The sequence below is a fragment of the Hamadaea sp. NPDC050747 genome (assembly GCF_040654195.1).
Classification (GTDB): domain Bacteria; phylum Actinomycetota; class Actinomycetes; order Mycobacteriales; family Micromonosporaceae; genus Hamadaea.
In genome coordinates this window covers 361632-383177 of sequence record NZ_JBFAHM010000008.1, presented here as the reverse complement: position 1 = coordinate 383177, position 21546 = coordinate 361632, and the positions used below count along the sequence as shown (strand labels likewise).

The 21546-nt window shown below is 70.8% G+C and carries 16 protein-coding genes; 5 read left to right on the top strand and 11 right to left on the bottom strand.

Translation table 11 applies throughout. The features are described 5' to 3' along the window. Positions 1–10: 10 nt before the first annotated feature. Positions 11–577, bottom strand: coding sequence for a hypothetical protein (locus tag AB0H43_RS21520; protein WP_360001555.1), 567 nt, complete (start codon positions 575–577; stop codon positions 11–13). Beyond that, entirely contained in the window at positions 571–1491 is a 921-nt protein-coding gene (locus tag AB0H43_RS21515; RefSeq protein ID WP_360001553.1) for a hypothetical protein, read from the bottom strand. The genes AB0H43_RS21520 and AB0H43_RS21515 overlap by 7 nt, the downstream gene beginning before the upstream one ends. 286 nt (positions 1492–1777) lie before the next feature. Here AB0H43_RS21515 and AB0H43_RS21510 point away from each other — a divergent pair, with 286 nt between their 5' ends. Then, positions 1778–2776, top strand: a complete 999-nt coding sequence (locus tag AB0H43_RS21510; RefSeq protein ID WP_360001551.1) for a hypothetical protein — start codon at positions 1778–1780, stop codon at positions 2774–2776. On the opposite strand, the gene AB0H43_RS21505 is transcribed toward AB0H43_RS21510, so the two are convergent. Both AB0H43_RS21505 and AB0H43_RS21500 read right to left on the bottom strand, forming a co-directional pair. Further along, entirely contained in the window at positions 2738–4213 is a 1476-nt protein-coding gene (locus tag AB0H43_RS21505) for a replication-associated recombination protein A (RefSeq protein ID WP_360001549.1), read from the bottom strand. The two genes, AB0H43_RS21510 and AB0H43_RS21505, sit on opposite strands and share 39 nt — an antisense overlap. 39 nt (positions 4214–4252) lie before the next feature. Beyond that, on the bottom strand, positions 4253–5395 hold the full coding sequence (locus AB0H43_RS21500; protein WP_360001547.1) for an acyltransferase: 1143 nt from the start codon (positions 5393–5395) through the stop codon (positions 4253–4255). A gap of 122 nt (positions 5396–5517) precedes the next feature. Here AB0H43_RS21500 and AB0H43_RS21495 point away from each other — a divergent pair, with 122 nt between their 5' ends. Then, entirely contained in the window at positions 5518–5925 is a 408-nt protein-coding gene (locus AB0H43_RS21495) for a hotdog domain-containing protein (RefSeq protein WP_360001546.1), read from the top strand. Further along, the gene (locus tag AB0H43_RS21490) at positions 5922–6797 is read left to right on the top strand and encodes an MBL fold metallo-hydrolase (RefSeq protein WP_360001544.1); all 876 of its coding nucleotides are present in this window, start codon (positions 5922–5924) and stop codon (positions 6795–6797) included. The genes AB0H43_RS21495 and AB0H43_RS21490 overlap by 4 nt, the downstream gene beginning before the upstream one ends. 118 nt (positions 6798–6915) lie before the next feature. On the opposite strand, the gene AB0H43_RS21485 is transcribed toward AB0H43_RS21490, so the two are convergent. Both AB0H43_RS21485 and asnB read right to left on the bottom strand, forming a co-directional pair. Then, positions 6916–7860 (bottom strand): PfkB family carbohydrate kinase, encoded by a 945-nt coding sequence (locus tag AB0H43_RS21485; RefSeq protein ID WP_360001542.1) that lies wholly within the window; start codon positions 7858–7860, stop codon positions 6916–6918. 6 nt (positions 7861–7866) lie between these two features. Beyond that, the gene (gene asnB, locus AB0H43_RS21480; RefSeq protein WP_360001540.1) at positions 7867–9810 is read right to left on the bottom strand and encodes an asparagine synthase (glutamine-hydrolyzing); all 1944 of its coding nucleotides are present in this window, start codon (positions 9808–9810) and stop codon (positions 7867–7869) included. Positions 9811–9944: 134 nt separating this feature from the next. On the opposite strand from asnB, the gene AB0H43_RS21475 reads away from it, so the two are divergent. After that, entirely contained in the window at positions 9945–11438 is a 1494-nt protein-coding gene (locus tag AB0H43_RS21475) for an aminopeptidase P family protein (RefSeq protein ID WP_360001538.1), read from the top strand. Between the two features lie 413 nt (positions 11439–11851). On the opposite strand, the gene pulA is transcribed toward AB0H43_RS21475, so the two are convergent. From pulA to AB0H43_RS21450, 5 genes are all read right to left on the bottom strand, one after another. Then, on the bottom strand, positions 11852–17467 hold the full coding sequence (gene pulA, locus AB0H43_RS21470) for a pullulanase-type alpha-1,6-glucosidase (protein WP_360001536.1): 5616 nt from the start codon (positions 17465–17467) through the stop codon (positions 11852–11854). Between the two features lie 125 nt (positions 17468–17592). Next, complete coding sequence (locus tag AB0H43_RS21465) at positions 17593–17883, bottom strand: hypothetical protein (RefSeq protein ID WP_360001534.1); 291 nt, start codon at positions 17881–17883, stop codon at positions 17593–17595. Between the two features lie 98 nt (positions 17884–17981). Continuing rightward, positions 17982–18809, bottom strand: coding sequence for a phosphoribosylaminoimidazolesuccinocarboxamide synthase (locus tag AB0H43_RS21460; RefSeq protein ID WP_360001532.1), 828 nt, complete (start codon positions 18807–18809; stop codon positions 17982–17984). Positions 18810–18818: 9 nt separating this feature from the next. After that, positions 18819–19691, bottom strand: a complete 873-nt coding sequence (mmuM, locus tag AB0H43_RS21455) for a homocysteine S-methyltransferase (protein WP_360001530.1) — start codon at positions 19689–19691, stop codon at positions 18819–18821. After that, entirely contained in the window at positions 19688–20299 is a 612-nt protein-coding gene (locus AB0H43_RS21450) for a PadR family transcriptional regulator (protein WP_360001528.1), read from the bottom strand. The genes mmuM and AB0H43_RS21450 overlap by 4 nt, the downstream gene beginning before the upstream one ends. A 55-nt stretch (positions 20300–20354) precedes the next feature. Between AB0H43_RS21450 and AB0H43_RS21445 the strand changes: the two genes are divergently transcribed. Further along, positions 20355–21542, top strand: coding sequence for an FAD-dependent monooxygenase (locus AB0H43_RS21445; RefSeq protein ID WP_360001526.1), 1188 nt, complete (start codon positions 20355–20357; stop codon positions 21540–21542). The last annotated feature ends 4 nt before the right edge of the window (positions 21543–21546 follow it).

Genomic DNA, 21546 nt, shown 5'->3' with positions numbered 1-21546 from the left:
TCTCGGACGGCTAGGGCCCGGGGGAGGCGGTCGCGTCGGCGCCGGTCCGGTTCAGCCGGTCGTCGGCGATGGCGTTGTAAACCTTGAACGACACCAGCGAACCGCTGCAGTCCTGCGGAGCGGGCGAGGCGGCCGTCGATCCCGACGGGTCCGGCGCGACCGTCGGCCGGTTGCGCAGCAACTCGTCGGTGCACGGCTTGTTCCTTACCCAAAGGTCGAGTGTGTACTCGTCCTTGCGCCAGCAGGTGTAGTGGCCCTCCACTGTGACCCCGGCCGTCTGCATCGGGCAGTCCGGCACCTTCCAGCGCTGCCATCCGGCGTCCTGCAAGGCCTGCACGTAAGCGGTGTTGGTCTCGTCGGGCGACTTCTGCGACGACACGTCCCGCTCGCGGTAACGGCATTCGATGACGCACCACCGGCTGCCGTCGACCTCGTCGGCGTGGCTGGTCGCGGCCCAGGACGGCACGTCGAGCGCGTCGAGCGAGGTGAACACCGGGTCGCGGGTCGCCGCCTGCACCAGCAGGTACAGCGGCAGCGCGCCGAGCACGGTCACGACGACCGCCATGAGGGTCAGCATCCGCAGACGCTGGCGCTCCCGCATTCGTTTACGCAGCTCCGACCGGGCGTCCCGGATCGCGCCCACGCCGGCCTGCAGGCCGGACTTCGCGGATCGGGGACGCGGCGGGCCGTCCAAGCCGAAGTCGTCGGGATCACCGGGCCGCATCGGAGCGCCAGGTCCGCCCATCCCGGGCGGCATCCCGCCGGGCGGCATCCCGCCTGGAGGCATCGCACCGGGCGGCATCGCGGGGCCGCCGGGTCCACCCGGCATGGGCGGTGCGCCGGCCCGGAGACCACCGGGTCCACGGCCAGGTCCGGCCGGGCCGCCGACGCCGGGTCCGCCGGGGCGTCCCGGTGCGACCGGCCCACCAGCAGGCGCGCGACCAGGGCCGCCGGGTTCGCCGTCGCGCGGCCCTCGCGGGCCGACGGGTACGCCGCCACGCCCGGGAGCGACCGGGCTACCGGGTCCACCAGCAGGTACGCCACCACGCCCCGGAGCAACGGGGCTACCGAGTCCACCAGCAGGTACGCCACCACGCCCCGGAGCAACGGGGCTACCGAGTCCACCACCGGCACCGGGAGCACCGCGCCCGGGAGCAACCGGACTGCCGGGCGCACCACCGGCACCCGGAGCACTCGCGCGACCGGGTCCGCCGGGCTGATCGCCACGCGGCCCGCCCGGTACGCCACCACGACCCGGCGCGACCGGACTGCCGACTCCGCCACCGGCACCGGGGCCGCCCGGAGCACCGCCGCGGCCGGCGGGCGGCACCGCGGCGCCACCAGGAGGAGCGCCGAGGCCGCCACCGGGGCCGGAGGTGGGACGGCCGGTGGGCGTACCCGCGGCGGGGCCGCCTCGACCGGGGCCGCCCGGGGCGCCGGGACCGGCTCCTCGAGCACCGGGCTCGCCGTCGCGGGGACGATCCGCCCCACGCGGCTCACCCGGTGCGCCGCCACGACCCGGCGCGGTCGGGCCGGCCGGACCGGCTACGCCCGCAGCAGTCGGGCCACCAGTCGCGGGGCCACCCCGTCCGGCGGGCGGGGGCTCGGCCGGACCTGATGGGTCGCGACGGCCCAATGGCACGAAACGCTCGCCGAGCGCGCCGGCCCGGCGACCGGGCGGCGGCGGGCCGGCGGGCGCGCTCGGCCCGTCGGCGGGCGGCTCGGCCCGGGGAGTCGAGAGTGGACCGGACGGCGGCGCCGGGCGTTCGTCGCGCCGGTGGCCCGCTCGAGGGGGCTCTGCGGCTTCGGGCGCGCGCCTGCGGCCACCGCCGAACGTCGGTTCCTCCGCCGGTTCGTCCGCCCGGCGACGACCGGCGGGCGGAGGCGGAGGCGTGTCCTCGGCTCGACGCCGGCCCGCCGGCGCTGCCGGAGGCGTGTCCTCGGCGCGACGACGGCCGCCCGCCATCACGTCGCCGGACGGCTCGTCGCCCCGGCGGAAGCCACCGGTCGGCTCCTCCGCGCGACGGCGTCCGGCCATCACGTCGCCCGACGGCTCCTCGCCCCGGCGGAAGCCACCGGTCGGCTCCTCCGCGCGACGGCGTCCGGCCATCACGTCGCCCGACGGCTCCTCGCCCCGGCGGAAGCCACCGCCGAACGTGGGCTCACCCGCGGGATCGTCGTCCCGGCGATGCCCGCCGGACACCGGTTCCTCAGCGCGGCGACGGCCGCCCATCACATCACCGGACGGCTCCTCGGCCCGGCGCCGGCCACCGCCGAACGTGGGCTCACCCGCGGGTTCGTCGGCGCGACGGCGGCCACCACCGAAGGTGGGCTCACCGGACGGCTCCTCCGCCCGGCGTCGAACGGGCGGGGGCGGTGGGGGTGCGTCCTCGCTCCGGCGGCGGGCGACCGGCGACCCGGGCATGGCCGGCTGGGGACCGGCCGGAGCCGGACCAGCGGGCGCGGCGGGCGGTCCGCCGGCAGCGGGCGGTCCGCCGGCAGCGGCCGGCCCGGACTCGCCCCGCAAGGCGGCCCACCGGGAGTCTCCGGAGCCGCCCCGGGTCTTCTCCCCCGGGCCGGCGGCGGCACCACCTGGGCCGATGTCGACCTTGGCCTCCTTGGCGTGCCGCAGGTCGTCGAGCCAGCCGGTCTCCTCCTGGGGCACTTCCTGCGGCTCGCCACCGCGGCCTTTGCGACGGCCCCGGCCGTCGTCGGGTCGCTCCGCGTCGCGCGCCATCTACCGCCCCTCCCCCTTCTCCGGTCCTCGGTCAGCTGAGGTCTGGTCCGGTTCGGGCACCGGACCGGCGTTCGCGCCATTGTGCCGGTCGGACGGCGGCAGCGGCACACCGCGTACCACCGAACGGAGTTTGGGCAGCCGGGCGGCGACGGCGCGCTCCGCGCCGTGATCGGTCGGCTCGTAGTAGTCGGTCCGGGCGATCGCGTCCGGGGCGTATTGCTGGGTCACGACACCCCGGGGGTCGTCGTGCGGATAGCGGTAGCCGGAACCGTGGCCGAGCCCGGCTGCCCCGCGATAGTGGGCGTCGCGGAGATGCTTGGGGACGCTGCCGGCCTGGCCTGCGCGTACGTCGGCCATCGCTTTGCCGATCGCCGTCGTGGCCGAGTTGGACTTCGGCGCGGTCGCCAGATGGATGACGGCTTGCGACAAGTTGAGCTGCGCTTCCGGCAGGCCGACGAACTCGACGGCGTTGGCCGCGGCGGTCGCCACCATCAGCGCCGTCGGATCGGCCATGCCGACGTCCTCGGAGGCGAAGATGATCATGCGCCGGGCGATGAACCGGGCGTCCTCGCCCGCGACGAGCATGCGAGCCAGATAGTGCAGCGCGGCGTCGACGTCGGAGCCGCGCATGCTCTTGATGAACGCGCTCACGACGTCATAGTGCTCGTCACCGGCCCGGTCGTAGCGCAACGCCGCGGTGTCGACGGCCTTCTCGGCCAGCGCCAGGTCGATCTCGGTCACGCCCAGCTCCGCGGCCGACCCGGCCGCCGCCTCCAGCGCCGTCAGCGCTTTCCGGACGTCACCGCCGGCGAGGCGTACCAGATGATCTTCCGCGTCGGACGCGAGCGTGACGGCACCGCCCAGGCCACGCTCATCGGCGGTCGCGCGCCGCACCAGAGCGCGGACGCCGTCGTCGTCCAGGGGCTTCAGCGTGAGCAGTACGCAGCGCGACAGCAGCGGCGAGATGACCGAGAAGTACGGGTTCTCCGTGGTGGCCGCGAGCAACGTGATCGTGCGGTCCTCGACCGCCGCGAGCAGCGAATCCTGCTGCGCCTTGGAGAAACGGTGCACCTCGTCGAGGAAGAGGACGGTGGCGGGGCCGCCCCGGCGGCGGCGATTGCGAGCGGCGTCGATCTCGGCTCGGACGTCCTTCACCCCGGCGGTCAGCGCGGACATGGCGACGAAGTGCCGCTCACTCGCCCGGGCGACCAGGTGCGCGATCGTGGTCTTGCCGCTGCCGGGCGGGCCCCAGAGGATCACCGACATCGGGGCGCCGCCGCCGACGAGCCGCCGCAGCGGAGCGCCCGCCGCCAGCAGATGATCTTGTCCCACCAGCTCGTCGACGCTCGCCGGGCGCATCCGGACGGCCAGCGGCGCGTCCGGGCCGGGCTCGGCGAACCCGGCGACAGGACCGCCGGGGCCGGGCGTCGTGGGGATGGCGAAGAGGCCGTCCATCTCCGCGGGCTGGGATTCCATCGGCAGAAGGATACTCCCCGTAACCGACGTTCCCCGCGCTCAGCGAGCGCTGCGCATCGCCACCAGGGAGGACGTCGCGGCGCGCTTGAGCCACGCCGCGAGCGGTCGCTCGACGTAACGATGCACGAGCCAGGCCAGCCCCAGGAGCGCGGCGACCAGGGCGATCAAGAGCAGCCACCCCGGCACGTGCCCACGGAGCCGGCCGATCATCGTCACGCCCAACGTCTGGTGCAGCAGATAGAGCGGATAGGTCAGCGCACCCGCGGTGACCAGCCACGGCCAGCCGATCCGGCTGCCGAACCCCGCCGCGATCAGGCTCATCAGGGCGAAGAACCCGGTCACGATGAGCCCGGCGGGAATCCACTCGGCCGGCCCGTGCTCGCCGAGGGCGGCGGTCAGGTGGGAGTCCACCCGGTACAGCGCGACCAGCCAGCTCGCCGTCACGATCCCCCACAGCAGCGGCGTGCCGCCGAACCGGTGGACCAGGAACAGCGCCATGCCCGCCACGAAGTAGGGCACGTTCTCGGCCGAGATCAGCCAGGCCAGCCAGGGCTGCCCGGCGACGAAGACCGAGACGGCCAGCCAGATCACGCAGAAGTAGACCACCCGGCGGTAGGTCACGCCGAGCGCCACCACGATGGCGAAGAGCAGGTAGAACCGCAGTTCCACGGCGAGCGTCCAGTACGACGGGTCGACGTCGGGCACGCCCAGCGGATTCTGCAACATCGTCAGGTTCGCCGCCGTCTGCGGCCAGGTCACCTCGCGCGCGCCGAACAACGCCAGCACCGCGGCCGAGGCCAGCACCGCCAGCCAGTACGCGGGATAGAGGCGTACGACGCGGGAAGCCGCGAAGTCGCCGACCCGCCGTCCCCAACTGCTCATGCAGATGACGAAGCCGGAGATGAGGAAGAACAGCTCGACGCCGAGCCAGCCGTACCGGGCGATCGCCGCGAACGGCCCGAAGTCGCGTACGCCGTCCTCGGCCCAGCCTGCCGTCGGAGCCGCGATGAGGTGCCAGCCCACCACGGCGAGCGCGGCCAGCAGACGAAGCCCGTCCAGAATGCGAAGCCGTGGTTTTCGCGGCGGTTTCGGAGGGTGCGTTTCGCGGGAAACGTGCGTTTCGAGGGGAGTCTGTGCCGGAGGCGCGGCTTGCGCCGGGGGTGCCATCTCCTGCGATCGCATCGTGCCGAGCATAGGCGAGTCCCCTCAGTCGGTCATATCGCCAGTCGCCCACCTTCCCCCGTGATTGTGGGAATTATGCGCCGAGAGTGGCCCGCGTCGGGTTCGTTGCCTAGAGTGAGCCCATGGAGCACTCCCTGGCCGCCGGACTGACCGCCCGGGTGCAGCTTCGCGTCTCGGACGCCGACACCGCGCAGGCACTGGGCTCCGGCGACGTGCCGGTGCTCGGTACGCCGAGGGTGCTCGCCCTCGCGGAGGCGGCCACCGTCGCCGCGACCGCACGGCACCTTCCGGCCGACGCGACGACCGTCGGCGTACGCGCCGAGCTGGATCATCGTTCGCCGACCGCGGTGGGCCGCACCGTCGTCGCCCACGCTCAACTGGTCAAGGTGGACGGTCGACGGTTGATCTTCGACATCACCGTACGCGACGAGGATCTCGTCGTGGCCGACGGGCGGGTCGAGCGCATTCTGGTGGACCGGCAGCGGTTCATCGCGAAGGCGACCGACGCCCTCGACGGGGCCGCCGGATGATCGCCTTCACCGAGATCGCCGACCGGGTCCTCGTCGCCGTCGAACCGATCGTGAACGTCAACGTGACCCTCGTCGTGGGCGACGGACAGGCGCTGCTGATCGACACCCTGTCCCATGACGGGCAGGCTCGCGAGCTGCTGACCGCGATACGCGGCGTCACCGGCGAACCGCTGGCCGTCGTCAACACGCACCACCACTACGACCACGCGTTCGGCAACGCCGTGGTGGCCGACGGCACCGGCGGCGGGCAGCCGCCCCGGGACGCGCCGATCTTCGCCCACGAGGAGGCGGCCGCACTACTTCGCGACAAGGGCACGGTCCTGCAACGAGAGTGGTATGAGGAGCTCCTCCCGCAGGATCTCGCCTTCGCCGACGCGCTCGGCCAGTGCGTGATCCGGCCGCCGGATCAGATCGTCCACGGAGAGACCAGCCTCGACGTCGGTGGACGCCAGGTCGTCCTCCGGCATCTCGGGCGCGGTCACACGATCGGCGACCTCGTCGTCGAAGTGCCCGACGCCGATCTCGTCGTCGCGGGCGACCTGGTCGAGGAGGGCGCGCCGCCGGGATTCGGCGACTCCTTCCCGATCTCCTGGCCGGACACCCTGGCCGCGCTGCTGAGCCGGCTCGGCCCGCAGACCCGGGTCGTGCCCGGGCACGGCGCGGTCGTCGGACCGGACTTCGTCCGGGCCCAGCACGGCGAACTCAGCCAGCTCTCCTGGCTCATCCGCGAGGCCCACGGCGACGGCGGCGACCCGCTGAAGGTCGCCCAGAAGACGACGCTGACCCGGTTCGGCGAACGGGGCCTCCAGGAAGCGCGGCACGCGGTGATCCGCGGCTACGAGGAGCTCGAGCAGCCCTCGAGCACCCGCTGACCCACCCTCTTGCCCTTCGCGCCGGCGACGTTTGCGCTGGCTGGTTCAGCGCTGGATCAGGGTTCCCGGTCGAATCACAGTCCATGATTCGACCGGGAACCCTGATCCAGCGGTGGCGTTAAGCAGCCAGAGGAACGTCGGCCGGCCAGGGCATCGCGACCGCGCCACCCGGCCGGGCCGCCACGTACGCGGCGACGCGGAGCGCGTACTGGACCGCCGAGATCCAGGCGGCGTCTTCGTCCGGCAGTCCGGCGGCGAGGCAGTGCATCAGAGCGGCCGAGACGGAGTCGCCGCAGCCCGTGGTGTCGACCACCGGTCCGGAGTACGTCGGCAGGCCGATGACCGTGTCGGTGGAGTGGATCGCACTGTCCACCATCGCGGACGGGCGCGCTCCCCGGTCCGGCCGGAGCAGCACCGCCCCGGCCGCGCCCAGCGTCACGACGACCGTACGCGCCCCGAGCGACCGCAGCCGGAGCGCCGTGGAGATGGGCGACAGCTCCGGGTAGAGCAGCCGGGCGTCGGCGTCGGACAGTTTCAGGAGGTCGGCCGAGGCCGCGAACTCCTCCACGATGTCGCGTACGCGGTCGGCGCCGAACGGCTCGAGCAGGAACGGCCGCAGGTTGGGGTCGAAGACCCGCTGCGGACCCGGGATCGCCCACGCGGCGCGGGCCACCTCGACGAACGGGCTCAGCAGCGCGATCGATCCACAGTAGAGCACCGACGCCGCCGCGACGGCCGCTGGATCGAGCGCGGGGATCGGCAGTGAGCCGTAGAACGAGAACGACGGCTCCACGCCTTGAAAGCTGGCCACGGCCAGCGGCGTCGGGCCCGGCACCGCGGCGACGGCCACCGGGGACACCCCGGACCCGACGAGCAGGTCGAGGACGGAGGCGGCGAAGGGATCGGTGCCCACCCCCGTGACGAGCTGGGTGGGCGTACCGAGGCGGGCGAGGCCGACGGCGACGTTGAGGGGCGCGCCGCCGACCGCCGGACGGAAACTCCCGTCCGGCTGTTCGAGCAGATCTACGAGTGCTTCACCGAGGACGACAGCCGAGGGGGGCATGACGGCTCAGGAGACCATGGACCCGACGACCGGCTTGGTAAGCAGTGCCGACTGGTTCCGCGCGATCCCCGGATCCAGCGTGCGTGCCACGAAGATGGCGTGCCAGATGCAGAAGACCAACACGGTCCAGATCTTGCGCGAGTGGTCGGCCGTGCCCGCCTTGTGCTCCTGGAGCAGCTTGTCGGCGTACGCCAGGTCGAGCAGCTCGCCCGCGCCGGAGGTGGCCATGACGTGCCGCGCCCACTCGTACATCTCGCCGGCCAGCCACACCCGGGTGGGCACCGGGAAGCCCAGCTTCTTCCGGCTGACGATGGCCGGCGGCACCACTTGCTGCAGGGCCTGGCGCATCGCGAACTTGGTCTGCTCCGACCGCGGCGGCAGCTTCAGGTCGACCGGGATGATCGAGGCCACGTTGAAGACCTCCTTGTCCAGGAACGGCACCCGCAGTTCGAGCGAGTGCGCCATGGACATGCGGTCGGCCTTGACGAGGATGTCGCCGCGCAGCCAGGTGTAGAGGTCGACGTACTGCATCGTGGTCACGTCGTCGAGGTCGGGAACCTCGGCGTAGATCGGCGCGGTGACGTCGGTGTAGCGGACCGACGGGTCGTAGCGCCGCAGCAGCTTCTGCTTCTCGGCCTCGGTGAACATCCGGGCGTTGCCGTAGTAGCGGGCCTCGATCGGGGTGGTGCCGCGCTCGAGGAAGCTCTTGCCCTTGACGCCCTGCGGGATGACCTTCGAGACGGCCCGGAGACCCTTCTGCACCGGGTCGGGCAGGTCGTTGACCATCGCGAGGGACAGCGGCTCACGGTAGATCGTGTAGCCGCCGAAGAACTCGTCGGCGCCTTCGCCGGACAGGACCACGGTGACGTGCTCGGCGGCCTTCTTCGCGACGAAGTAGAGCGGCACGAGGGCGGGGTCGGCGACCGGGTCGTCCAGGTGCCAGACGATCTTGGGCAGCGCCGCCATCATCTCGGCCGGCCCGATCTTGGTCGGGATCGTCGTGACGTCGAGGTGGCGGGCCGAGTCCTGGGCGACGTCGATCTCGGAGTAGCCGTCGACGTCGTAGCCGACCGTGAAGGTCAGGATGTTGGGGTTGAACTCGCGGGCCAGGGCCACCACCGCGGTGGAGTCGATGCCGCTGGACAGGAACGCGCCGACCGGCACGTCCGAGCGCATGTGCATGCGTACGCTCTCGCGCAGCGTCTCGCGGATCCGCGCGTACAGCGCCTCGGGGTTGTCGGTGGGGGTCGGCCGGAACGTCGGCTGGTAGTAGCGCCGGGTACGCACTCCCTCGGCGGCCGACCACGACAGGCACTCCCCCGAGCCGATCCGCGCGATGCCCTTGTGCAGGGTGCGGGGCTCCGGAACGTATTGCAGGGTCAGGTAGTGCGACAGATTGGCGGTGTCGACCCCGTTGTCGCCGGCCTCAGCCGACGGGGCGAACGGCAACAACGCCTTCTTCTCGCTCGCCAGGTAGAGCCCGTCCGGCGTGGTGAGGTAGTGCATCGGCTTGATGCCGAAGGGGTCGCGAGCGCCGAACGCGCGCTGCTCCTGCCGGTCCCAGATGACGAAGGCGAACATGCCCCGCAGCCGGTCGAGGACCGCCTCGCCCCAGTAGTGGAAGCCCGCGACGACCGCCTCGCCGTCGCCGTTGGTCGCGAACTCGGCGCCGAACTCCCTGGCCAGCTCGTCGCGCAGCTCCAGGTAGTTGTAGATCTCACCGTTGAAGGTCAGGACATAACGGCCGTTGAGGTAGTGAATGGGCTCATGGGACAGGGCCACGTCGATGATCGACAGCCGCTTGTGGGCGAAGATCGCGTCCGCGCCGACCAGCTCCAGGCCGGTCTCGTCGGGCCCGCGGTGGTGCAGGCACTCGAGCGCCCCGGCCAGGGACTGCTCGTGCCGGTACGCGTCGCCGGTGGCGCTGAAGAAGGCAAGGATCCCGCACATGGGCACCATCTTGTCACGCGGATGATCGCGCGCGGGCCAACCCCCGGCGGGCAGACATCCGGTCGGCGATTATGCGCCGTTCAAGATCCGGGTAGGGTCGAGGCCAGGTGAACACCACAGGGAGGTACATCACCATGACCGAGGCCGACCAGGCCACCCCGGAAGCCGCCGACACCGAGGCCGGCAACGGGAAGACCAAGACCCAGCAGACCCACGACCCGGCGTACCCGGAGAAGTTCCTCGAGTTCATGCGGACCGGATGGCGGGACGCGGAGCTGGCGGTGACCGGGACCGACGGGGCGCCCAACTACGCCGCGCGCCGCGCCCGGCTGGCCGCCGCCTTCCCCGGCGAGACGCTCGTGATCCCGAGCGGCCACGAGAAGGTGCGCGCCAACGACACCGGGTACAACTACCGGCCCGGCAGCGACTTCTTCTACCTCACGGGCGAGTTCGACCCGGAGAGCGTGCTGATCGTCCGCCCCGACGGCGAGGCCACGCTGTTCGTCCGGCCGCGCTCGCCGCGCGACACCGACGAGTTCTTCAAAGACCGCATGTACGGCGAGCTGTGGATCGGCCGCCGGCACACGCTGAGCGAGAAGGCGGCCGAGCTCGGGGTCAAGACGGCCAACCTGGCCGATCTGCCCGAGGTGCTGGCCGGGCTGACCGCGAAGGGCACCCGGGTCCTGCGTGGGTTCGACCCGGGCGTGGACGCGGCCGTGCTGCCGTGGAACGCGACCGACCTCGACCGCGACCAGGAGCTGGCTTGGACGATCTCCGAGCACAAGCTGGTCAAGGACGCCTGGGAGCTCGCGCAGCTGCAGGACGCCATCGACGCCACCGTCCGCGGCTTCGAGGACGTCGCCCGCATCCTGCCGGCCGACCGGGCCGTGTCCGAGCGCCTCATCGAGGGCGTCTTCGGGCTACGGGCCCGCCACGACGGCAACGACGTCGGCTACTCGTCGATCGTCGGCAACGGCGCCCACGCCACGATCCTGCACTGGATCCGCAACGACGGGCGTACGCAGCCCGGCGATCTGCTGCTCATGGACATGGGTGTCGAGAACCGCAACCTCTACACCGCCGACGTGACCCGCACGGTGCCCGTCAACGGGCGGTTCACGCCGTTGCAGAAGCAGGTTTACGACATCGTGTACGCCTCGCAGCAGGCCGGCATGGACTTCATCAAGCCGGGCGTCAACTTCGCGGACGTGCACACGACCTGCATGCGAGTGCTCGCCGAGGGTCTGCACGACCTGGGCATCCTGCCGGTGTCGGTGGAGGAGGCGATGGAGAAGGACTCGATGCTCTACCGCCGGTGGACCCTGCACGGCTTCGGCCACATGCTCGGCATCGACGTGCACGACTGCGCCAACGCTCGCGCGGAGCACTACAACAAGGGTGAGCTGAACGAGGGCTACGTCCTGACCGTCGAACCGGGGCTGTACTTCCAGGCCGAGGACGAGCTGGTGCCCGAGGAACTGCGCGGCGTCGGCGTACGCATCGAGGACGACGTGCTCGTCACCGCCGAGGGCTCCGTCAACCTGTCCGCCGGGCTGCCCCGGACCAGCGCCGAGGTCGAGACCTGGCTGGCCGAGCAGCGAGAGGCCGGGCCGCGTCTGCCCGGCTGACGAAGCACCACGAAGGAGTACGCGTACCTCCCTGCGCGAACTCTTTTCACGAAACGCCCTCCACACCATCAACCAAGTGCCTACGCTCAGAACCGAAGGCACTCAAGGTGTGGGGGGTGTTTCGCGTGTTCATCGGACTGTTCGTGGGTCTGGGCCATCTTTTGCACATCGGCCCGTTGTGGATCCACATCGGCGGATAAACACTTGACCGCCGCCCGCCGCCGTGACGTCGAGGCTCCGGCGGCGGTCGGCTGTCCGGCGTGCCTTGTCCCGTACGACACACGCCACTGGATCAGGGTTCTCGGTCGAATCATCAGCCAAGATTCGACCGAGAACCCTGATCCAGCGCCCAAGGCGGCCAGCGGCCGGCGGCCAGCGGCCGGCGCCCAAAGCGGCCGGCGCTCAAAGTGGCGTCAGGAGACGAAGACCGTCACCGATCGCGCCGGAACTGTGAAGGATGAGCCGGCGGCGGAGGCCGAGCGGAGCGAGGCGTCCACGGATCCGGCGAGGACCGGGTGCAGCGCGTATGACCCGGTCAGCCCCGGGATCGACTGCGTCACCGATTCCGCCTTGCTGTTGAAGATCACCACATACCGCCCAAAATGGCCATCCAGCCCTCGGGCGTCGAGAGACATCACGATCACTCCGGCCTGCGCGGCCGAGGTTCCTGACACCGGGAACGAGACGCGCTCCTGAACGGCGGCCGCCGTCGGCAGGCTGAACACCGGCGAGGACGACCGGATCCGCAGCAGTTCGGCGTACCGGGCCGCGGCCAGGTTGATCACGTCGCAGGACGGCACCAACGCTGGATCGGCCAGCAGCGGCCGGGCGTAGTCCCAGCGCGAGGAGTTGTCCGCCGCCGGCGGCAGGCCCCGGCCGAACCCGTTGCCCGCCGAGCAGTCCCACTCGACCGCGTTGAACCAGTCGCCGGAGTTGTAGGAGTTCTTGTCCAGCGACTTGGACCGCAGCCGATCGGAGCCGAAGGTCACGAACCCGGTCCCTTGGGAGAACGCCACCGTCGACAGGGCGAGGATCTGCATCCGGGCGCGATCCACCGCCGAGGTGGACCGCGGCAGCTTGTACGCGAGCGCGTCGTACAGGATCTCGTTGTCGTGGGCGTCCACGTAGGTGACCGCCTCCGACGGAGAGGCCGCGTAGCCCGCCGGGGTTCCGTTGTAGGAGACCTGGTCGCCGCGCACGAGCGTGCCCGACGAGTCGCGGAACGTGTAGGAAGACAGGTTCCCGGCCAGCCCCAGCTGGATCAGATCCTGTGCGTGCAAGAGCGCGGGCAGGTCGGAAGAGGAGCCGAGGCCCGAGGCGAAGCCTTGGATGCCGGGGTTCGCGTCGAACGGCCCGCCACCGCGTACGGCGTCGCGCAGCCGGTCGGTGAAGGTGCCGATGCCGGTTCCCGCCATGTTCCGCTGGGTTGCCTGGACGAACCGGGCGTTGTTCGCGACCTCCCCGAAGTCCCAGCCCTCGCCGTAGAGCAGGATCGACTTCCCGTCGACCCCGTCGTGCGAAACCGTCAGCGCGTCCAACGCCTGACGCACGGCGAGGATGTTCGCGCGCGGGTGGTGACCCATGAGGTCGAACCGGAATCCGTCCACCTTGTACTCACGTGCCCAGGTGACGACCGAGTCGACCACGAGTTTGCCCATCATGGCGTGTTCCGGCGCCGTGTTGGCACAGCAGGTGGAGGTCGCCACCGTGCCGTCGTCGAGCAGCCGCTGGTAGTACCCGGGCACGATCTGGTCCAGGATCGAACCCGGCGCGACCCCCGACGCGGAGGTGTGGTTGTAGACGACGTCGGCCACTACGCGCAGCCCGGCGTTGTTCACGCCCTGCACCATGCGCCGGTATTCCAGCGTCCGGTCGGCGGGCGACACGGCGTATCCGCCCTCGGGGACGGTGTAGTGCAACGGGTCGTAGCCCCAGTTGTAGCCGTCGGTGTCGCGTACCGCCGCCACGCAGGCCTGCTGCTGGTCGGAGTCCGCCGGCAGCGACGCCAGATCACAAGCCGGGGTCGCCTGTGCCGACCGCTCCTCGGGGGTGGTGGCGAAGTCGAACGTCGGCAGTAGGTGCAGGTGCGTCACGCCCGCCGCCGACAGATCCCGCAAGTGCGACATCCCGGCCGAGGACGAGTCCGCGAAGGCGAGATACGTCCCGCGCGAGGCAGGCGCGACGGTGGTATCGGTGATGGAGAAGTCCCGCACCGACACCTCCTGGATCTGCGGCCGCCCGGTCACCGCGGGTTTGCGCAGCGAGTCCCAGCCGGCCGGCTTCTGCTCGCTGAGCGACACGATCTGGCTGGCGGTCGAGTTGACGGCCAGCGCCAGCGAGTAGGGATCGGTGACGCTCGCTGTGACGAAGGCATGCGACGCGGGTTGCCACGCGTCCACCCGGAACCGGTAGAACTTCCCCTTCCAGGCCAGTGGCCCGGTCGCCCGCCAGACACCGGTCGCGTCGTCCCGCTTCATCGGGACCAGGGTCGGCGTACCGGTCGGCGTCGCCATCAGCTCAAGCTGGACGCTGCGGGCAGTCGGCGCCCAGACCGAGATCCGCGTCTGGTCGCGCGTCAGGACCGGCCCCAGCTTCACGCCGGTCGCGGCGGCGTACACGTCGTCGAGGACGCCCGGCGCCTGCACGCCGGTCGCCGACAACAGGTTGCCCTCGTGGTCGCTCTCGGTCACGACCAGCTGCGCGGTCAGCGCGGCCTTGATCTTCTTCAGGTCCGCGCTCAAGCCGAACGAGTGGTACGCCCAGAGGTGCGGATAGGCGGCGCGTTGTGCTTCGGTGAGCCCGTCGGCCCGCGCGCTCAGCCGGATCGTGGTGTAGTCGCCGGTGAGGCGCCCGTCGGCCACGCCCAACCCGCCGTTCGGGGCGATGACGAGGTCGTAGACCTTGCCGTCGGTGTCGCCCTTGTTCCACACGATGGTGGACCGGTCGATCCACTGGGCGTAACTGTGCCCGAGGTCGATGTCCTTCGGCGCGCTCTTCACCCCGGGCCGCAGATATCCCGGCGTCTGCTGCTGGAGCCACACTTCGTTGCCACTCGTGGCGAAGGTCAGCTTCTGGTCGGCCGGGAGATCCTTCTCGTCGCCGTTGTGCACGATGTAACTCAGCGCGGTGGCCGCCTCGGCCAACGGCACTCGCCAGTACGCGCCGTAGGCGTCCGTTCCGGTGGGCGGCATCGGCGAGCCCCAGTCGGTCGGGCCGGCCGCGCCGTCCCAGAGGTGCAGACCCCAGCCGGTGTAGTCGCCGTTCGTCCGCCGGTAGTGCAGCACCGCCACGTGCGAGGCGGCCGCTTCGGTGGCGTACACGGCGTTCTCGCCGCTGGTCACGAAGGCGTCGGCGCCCTGCGTCGGGTCGACCGACTGGTCCGCCCCGGGGTCCTTGGCGTCTCCGTTGTGGACGATGAAGTTGACCACCTTGGTGGGGTCGGTCAGCGGCACGTTCCAGTACGCCCCGAACGCGTCCGTCCCGGTGGGCGGCATCGGATTGGCCCAGTCGACGGAGATCCCGAGGCCGTCGCCCCACAGGTGCAGGCCCCACCCGGCGTAGTTCCCGTCGGCCCGGTGGTAGTGGATCGTCTGGTAGCCCAGCGCCGCCGCCGGCGACGAGTAGATCGTGGCGTCGCCCTGTTTGAGCCAGACCTCGCCGACGCGGCTGGGGTCGAGGCTGCGATCCGCCTCGACGTCCTTGGCGCCTTGGGAGTTCACGACGAGGAAGCCCACGTTCGTCGCCCCCGGTCTCACCTTGACCCAGGCGAACCGCCCGTAGGAGTCCTCCCCGGCGAACGGCTGCCCCACCGGCCAATCGTGCTGCGACGACGAGTCGGAGTCGCCCCAGTTGTAGAGACCCCAGCCGGCATAGTCGCCGTCCGTACGCCGATAGTGGACGAGGACGTACTCCCGTTGCGCGCCTTGGACCGGGGTGGCCACCGTGATCTGGGTCGTGTCGCTCGCCTTCACTCCCCCACTGTCCACGACCGCCCGGTACGCGATCGGCGTCGTCCCGCCGAGCCCGGTCAGGTCGTGGTAGACGGTGTAGCGGCCGTCGGCGTCCGGCTGCGTGGCGGTGCCCAGCGCCTGCCAGCGACCGCCGGCGACCTGCGCGGAGAAGCTGACCGTCGCGGTCGGCGACGCGTTGCCGACGGTGGCGCTGACCTTGGCGATGGTGGGCACCTTCGCCCCGTCACCGGGCGAGCTGACGGTGATCGTCGGCGTCCCGGACACCACGCCGAGCTGATTCGAGGCCTGCAGCACCACCGACGACAGCGGCGGGATGGTCACGGTGACCTGCCCGTCCCCGTCAGAGGCCGGGCCGTCGGCGAGGCTCGGGTAGATCTGGCCGAACCGGGTGCCGGGAGCCGAGGAGGTCGACAGGGTCACCGTCTGCGCCTGCGTCGACGAGTTCATTGCGACGAGGTATTCCACCTGCTCACCGGAGTCGACCCGGCTGAACGCGAAGACTCCACCGCCCGCGTAGCGGACTTTCTGCGTACCAGTCGCCAACGCGGGATGAGCCGCGCGGAGCCGGCTGAGGGCCGCGATGGTCTGGTAGAGCGGATGCGTGGTCTCGTAGTTGTCCTGAGCGTGCGTGCGATCGGTGCCGAGCAGGTCGTCGTCGAGGTAGTCGGTGGTCTTGCTGGCGAACATGTCCTGGCGGGCGTCCTTGTCGCCGCCAGGGCCGGTGAAGCCCTGCTCGTCGCCGGAGTAGACGACCGGCTGCCCGCGGGTGAGGAACATCAACTCGTGGGCGAGCTTGTCGCGGTCGAGGTAGGTCGAAGCGTCCACACCGGACTTGGTAATGAAGGAGCCGATCCGGCCCATGTCGTGGTTGCCGAGGAAGGTCGGCAGCGCGTTCGCGTCGGTGCCGGGCGCGGTGTAGTACGGGTCCATCCCGTAGAGGTCGGCCAGGCCCTGGCCGCTGCCGCCGGTGACGAAGCCCTGCGCGGCGGCCTGGAAGCCGAAGTCGAGCGTGGCGGGCAGCTTGCCCTGGCGCACGAAGGTCGACGCGTACGCCGCGTCGGCGCTGTAGACCTCGCCGAACATGAAGAAGTTCGGTTTGCCGTGGTCCCTGGCGTAGCTCGTGACGCCCTGGCTGAACTGCGGCCAGAAGGCCATGTCGACGTGCTTGACGGTGTCGAGCCGGAACCCGTCGACGCCGGTGGTCCCGATCCAGTCCTGGTAGATCTTCGTCATCCCGGCGACGACCTCGGGTCGCTCGGTCCACAGGTCGTCCAGCCCGTAGAAGTCCCCGTACGCCGAGTTTTCGCCGGAGAACGTCGAGTCGCCGCGGTTGTGGTACATCGACGGATCGTTGAGCCAGGCCGGTTTCTTCACCGTACGGTCGGCCGCCGTCGCGAAGACCGGCGTGTAGGGGCCGGCCGTCCCGTCGACCTTCGGGAAACCCTGCGTGCCGTCGGCGTAGTTCGCGTCCTCGAAGGACCGGCCCTGCGCGTCGGTGTAGGGGCTGGTCTTCTTGTCCACGTAGGCGTACTTGTTCTCGGCGTACTGGAGGACGTCGGCGGTGTGGTTGACGATGACGTCGAGGTAGATCTTCATCCCCCGGTCGTGCGCCTTCTGCACGAGGCGCTTGAGGTCGGCGTTCGTCCCGAAGTGCGGGTCGACCTGGGTGAAGTCGGTGATCCAGTAGCCGTGGTAACCCGCCGAATCACCTTGGACCGGGCGGTTCTTGAAGACCGGCGCGAGCCAGATCGAGGTCGTGCCGAGGCCCTGGATGTAGTCCAGCTTGTCGATCACGCCTTGCAGGTCGCCACCGTGGTAGAAGCCCTTGTCCGCCGGGTCGTAGCCGGTCTTCGTCCGGTCGCCGGTGTACCCGCCCTTGTCGTTGGACAGGTCGCCGTTGGCGAAGCGGTCGGGCAGGACGAAGTAGAACTGCTCCGCCCTCTTCGGCGCCGCGAGCTGTGCGGGCGCCGGCTGCTCGGCGGCGGCTTGAGCCGGCAACGGTGGCACCACGGTCATCGGGAGGATCAGGGCAAGCGGCAGCAACCTGCGGAGATTCATCGCGTACCTCGGGGGCTCGGTGGCACACATCACTGCGAAGCGTCCGCCGCAACATACGCGTTACTGAAAGCTCACCGCAAGACTTGTCCGTCCACGGCAGGCTGTGCTGCAAGATCTTGCAATGCTTACCGAGTCTGCGACTCCCAGGTGCCGTCGATCCACGTCGGTTCGCCGTCGAGCATGGGCGCCATCACCGTGCGCCACCATTCGTCCTGCTGAGGGTCGTCAGCGAGGGCGACGTACTGCTCTTTGCTCTCGAATTGGACGGCCATCACGATCGTCTGGCCGTCGTCGGCGCGCAGCAGGTCGCCACGCACGTAACCAGGCACCTTGCGCTGGTCGTCCCACTCCTTCTCGGCGCGGACGACCTCGTCGTAAGGGACCTTGAGTTTGCCGATCATCACAGTGCCGTACATACCTCTATTTTGCGTGATCATTGCGTCAGCCATGCTGTTTCACGCGGCGAAATGTCCGCCGAAACAGCATGGCTGACGCAATGATCAGGCGCCCGGCGTCACCACGTGCGGCCGGTCAGCCGCTCGTAGGCCGCGACATAGCGATCGCGCGTGGCCTCCACGATGTCGGGCGGAATCGACGGCCCGGGGGCGGTCTTGTTCCAGCCGAGGCCGACGGCCCAGTCCCGCAGGGGCTGCTTGTCGAAGCTGTCCTGGACCTTGCCCGGCAGGTAGTCGTCGGCCGGCCAGAAGCGCGCGCAGTCCGGCGTCAGCACCTCGTCGGCCAGCACCAGCTGGCTGGAGGAGTCCCACCCGAGTTCGATCTTGGTGTCGGCGATGAGGATTCCGCGCTCGGCAGCGATCTCCGAACCCCGGCGGTAGACGGCGAGCGTGATGTCCCGCAGCTGCTCCGCGGTCGCCTCACCGACGGTCGCGACCACCTCGGCGAAGGTCATCGGCTCGTCGTGTTCGCCCACCGCGCCCTTGGTCGACGGCGTGAAGATCGGCTCGGCGAGCTGTGAGCTCTCCACCAGACCCGGCGGCAACGTGATCCCGGAGACGACGCCGGTCGCCTCGTAGTCGCGCAGGCCCGACCCGGTGAGATAGCCCCGCGCGACGCACTCGACCGGCACCATCTTCAGCCGGCGGCAGCGGATCGCCCGACCGGCGAACTCCGGCGGCACGTCCTGCGAGATCACGTGGTTCGGCACCAGGTCGGCGACCTGCTCGAACCACCACAGCGACAGCTGGGTCAGAATGGCGCCCTTGTCCGGGATCGGCGTCGGCAGGATGACGTCGAAGACCGACACCCGGTCGGAGGCGACGAGGATCAGGTCCTCGCCGTCGGCGTACAGATCCCTGACCTTGCCCGAGTGCAGCAGCTCCACGGGAAGATCCTACGGTCGAGCCAACTCCGCGATGTCCGCGGGCGTCACCCGGCAGCAGCCGCCCAGCCAGTCCGCGCCCCAGGACGGCGCCTCGGCCAGCCACTTCCCGGCCTCGCCGGTCCACTCCCGCGCGGTCGCGTCCCACTCCTCGCCACTGTTCGGGTACGCGATGAGCGGCTTCCCGCTCACCGCTCGCGCGGTCGCCAACGCGGGCGCGACGTCGGCGGGGTCGCAGCAGTTCACCCCGACGGCGACGATCCCGTCGACGCCACGGACGAGGGAGAAGGCCTCGGCCAGCGGCTGACCGGCCCGGGTGGTGTCCCCGGCGACGGTGAACGACAGCCAGGCCGGTACGCCGATCCCGTCGAGCGCGATCAGCAGCGCCTCCGCCTCGACGAGGTCCGGCACAGTCTCGACGGCGAAGAGGTCGGGGCCGGCCGCGGCCAGCACCTCCAGCCGCGGACGGTGGAAGCGGACGAGGTCGTCGACGCTGAGACCGTAGTTCCCGCGGTACTCCGACCCGTCGGCGAGCATGGCGCCATAGGGGCCGACCGAGGCCGCCACCAGGGCGTCGGCGCCCGTCTCCGCGCTCGCCTGACGGGCCAGCGTGACGCTGCGAGTCAGCAGCCGCTCGGTCTCGGCCCGGTCGATGCCGCTGCGGGCGAAGCCGTCGAAGGTGGCTTGATAGCTGGCGGTGGTGCTGACCGTCGCCCCGGCCCGGAGGAACGCCGCGTGCGCGTCGACGATCGCCTGGGGCTCGTCCCGGAGCAGGCGAGCCGACCAGAGGTGATCGCTGAGGTCGTGCCCGTTGGCGGCCAACTCCGTCGACAGGCCGCCGTCGATGATCCGGCTGGGCCGCCCGGCCGGACGATCGCCGGTCACGCGGGCGCTCCTTCGAACTTGGCGACGATCTCGGCCAGCCATTCACGGTTCCAGGTCAGCTCGCCGCTGGCCAGGTCCTCGATCATCCCGCGGACGAAGGCGAGTTCGGCGGCGGTGACACTGTGGGCGTACTCGTCCTCGACGACGAACAGCCGGGGCAGGCCCATCTCCTCGCTGCGCCGCAGGCCGGCGGCGTACTGGTCGAGGCGGTCCTGCAGGAGCCGCGCGCGCTTCTCCAGCTGCTCCCGGGCGTCCGCCGGGTCGAGGATCATGACGAAGGCCAGCGCCGCCGGGAACTCGGGGAACTCCCGAGCCGGGGTGGCGAGCATCGACCGCAGCCAGGTCGCCTGGGTCTCCCGGCCGGCGTCGGTCAGCTCGTAGACCGTGCGCTCGGGCCGGCCGGAGTCCCGCGTGGTGTGCCGCACCTGGATGTAGCCGTCCCGGGCCAGCCGCTCGATCGCCTGGTAGACGCTGTTGCGCTGGGCGACGTTGACGACCTCGTCCTTGCGGCGGCCCTTGATCTTCTGCTGCATCCCGTACGCGTGCATGGGCTCCTCGGCCAGCAAGGACAAGATCACCATCGCCAGCGGGGAGCGCCGTTCTGCCATGGATCACATCGTACGGCCTTGACCGCGAGATAGTCATTCCATGTATAGTCATTACATGACTAAAAGCAGAACCGCAGCCGTCATCGGCGGTGGCGTCGCCGGTCCCGTCACCGCGATGGCGCTCCGCCGGGCCGGCATCGAGGCGACCGTCTTCGAGGCGTACGCCCACGGCGCCGAAGGCGTCGGCTCCTTCCTCACCGTGGCGGTCAACGGTCAACGTGCCCTCCGGGAGCTGGAGCTGCTGGACGTGGTCCGCCGGCACGGGTTCGACTGCCCCCGGTTCGAGTTCGTCTCCGGCAAGGGCAAGCCGCTGGGCGGTTTCCCGGCCGCGCCGGAACGCACCGCCGACGGCCTGACCAGCCGTACGCTGCGCCGGACCGACCTCTACACGGCATTGCGCGACGAAGCGCTGCGACGAGGGGTCCCCATCGAATACGGCAAGCGCCTGGTGACCACCGAGCGCACGAGCGACGGGGTCACCGCGGTCTTCGCCGACGGCTCCCGGTTCACCGCCGACATCCTCGTCGGAGCCGACGGCCTGCTGTCGCGTACGCGAGACCTGATCGACCCGGCCGCGCCGAAGCCGCGGTACGTCCCGCTGCTGAACACCGGCGGTTTCACCCGGGCGGCGGTGCCCGGAGACCCCGGCACGATGGTGATGTACTTCGGCCGCGACGCCTTCTTCTGCCACATGCTCGCCCCGGACGGCGTCGTCTGGTGGTTCGCCAATGTGCCGCAGGTACGCGAACTGAGCCCGGCCGAGCTGGCCGCGATCACGCCCGACCAGTGGCGACGGCGGCTGATCGAGACCTTCGCCGTGGACACGACCCCGGCACGCGCCGTCGTCGAGGCGACCGAACAGGTCGCCCAGCCCTGGAACACCTACGACTTTCCCAGCGTCCCCACCTGGCACGACGATCGGATGGTGCTCGTCGGGGACGCCGCCCACGCCGCCTCGCCGACCTCGGGCCAGGGCGCGTCGCTGGCGATCGAGGACGCGCTGGTGCTCGCCAAGTCGTTGCGGGACGCGCCCGACGCGGCCACTGCGTTCCCGGCGTACGAGCGGGAACGGCGGGAGCGAGTCGAACGCGTCGTGGCCGAGGCGAAGAAGCGCAGCGCCGACAAGATGCCCGGGCCGATCGGCCGAGTCGTCCGGGACCTGGTGCTGCCGTTGGTGTTCGCCCGGCGTGCCAAGTCCGGCGGCGACGACTGGGTCCTGTCCCACGAGATCCACTGGGCATGAGAAA

Excerpts from the sequence above, each read along its gene's own strand:
- AB0H43_RS21505 (WP_360001549.1), bottom strand. The coding sequence starts at position 4,213 with ATGGAATCCCAGCCCGCGGAGATGGACGGCCTCTTCGCCATCCCCACG.
- AB0H43_RS21520 (WP_360001555.1), bottom strand. The coding sequence starts at position 577 with ATGCTGACCCTCATGGCGGTCGTCGTGACCGTGCTCGGCGCGCTGCCG.
- pulA (WP_360001536.1), bottom strand. The coding sequence starts at position 17,467 with ATGAATCTCCGCAGGTTGCTGCCGCTTGCCCTGATCCTCCCGATGACC.
- AB0H43_RS21500 (WP_360001547.1), bottom strand. The coding sequence starts at position 5,395 with ATGCGATCGCAGGAGATGGCACCCCCGGCGCAAGCCGCGCCTCCGGCA.
- AB0H43_RS21445 (WP_360001526.1), top strand. The coding sequence starts at position 20,355 with ATGACTAAAAGCAGAACCGCAGCCGTCATCGGCGGTGGCGTCGCCGGT.
- AB0H43_RS21485 (WP_360001542.1), bottom strand. The coding sequence starts at position 7,860 with ATGCCCCCCTCGGCTGTCGTCCTCGGTGAAGCACTCGTAGATCTGCTC.
- AB0H43_RS21475 (WP_360001538.1), top strand. The coding sequence starts at position 9,945 with ATGACCGAGGCCGACCAGGCCACCCCGGAAGCCGCCGACACCGAGGCC.
- AB0H43_RS21495 (WP_360001546.1), top strand. The coding sequence starts at position 5,518 with ATGGAGCACTCCCTGGCCGCCGGACTGACCGCCCGGGTGCAGCTTCGC.
- AB0H43_RS21490 (WP_360001544.1), top strand. The coding sequence starts at position 5,922 with ATGATCGCCTTCACCGAGATCGCCGACCGGGTCCTCGTCGCCGTCGAA.
- asnB (WP_360001540.1), bottom strand. The coding sequence starts at position 9,810 with ATGTGCGGGATCCTTGCCTTCTTCAGCGCCACCGGCGACGCGTACCGG.
- AB0H43_RS21450 (WP_360001528.1), bottom strand. The coding sequence starts at position 20,299 with ATGGCAGAACGGCGCTCCCCGCTGGCGATGGTGATCTTGTCCTTGCTG.
- AB0H43_RS21465 (WP_360001534.1), bottom strand. The coding sequence starts at position 17,883 with ATGTACGGCACTGTGATGATCGGCAAACTCAAGGTCCCTTACGACGAG.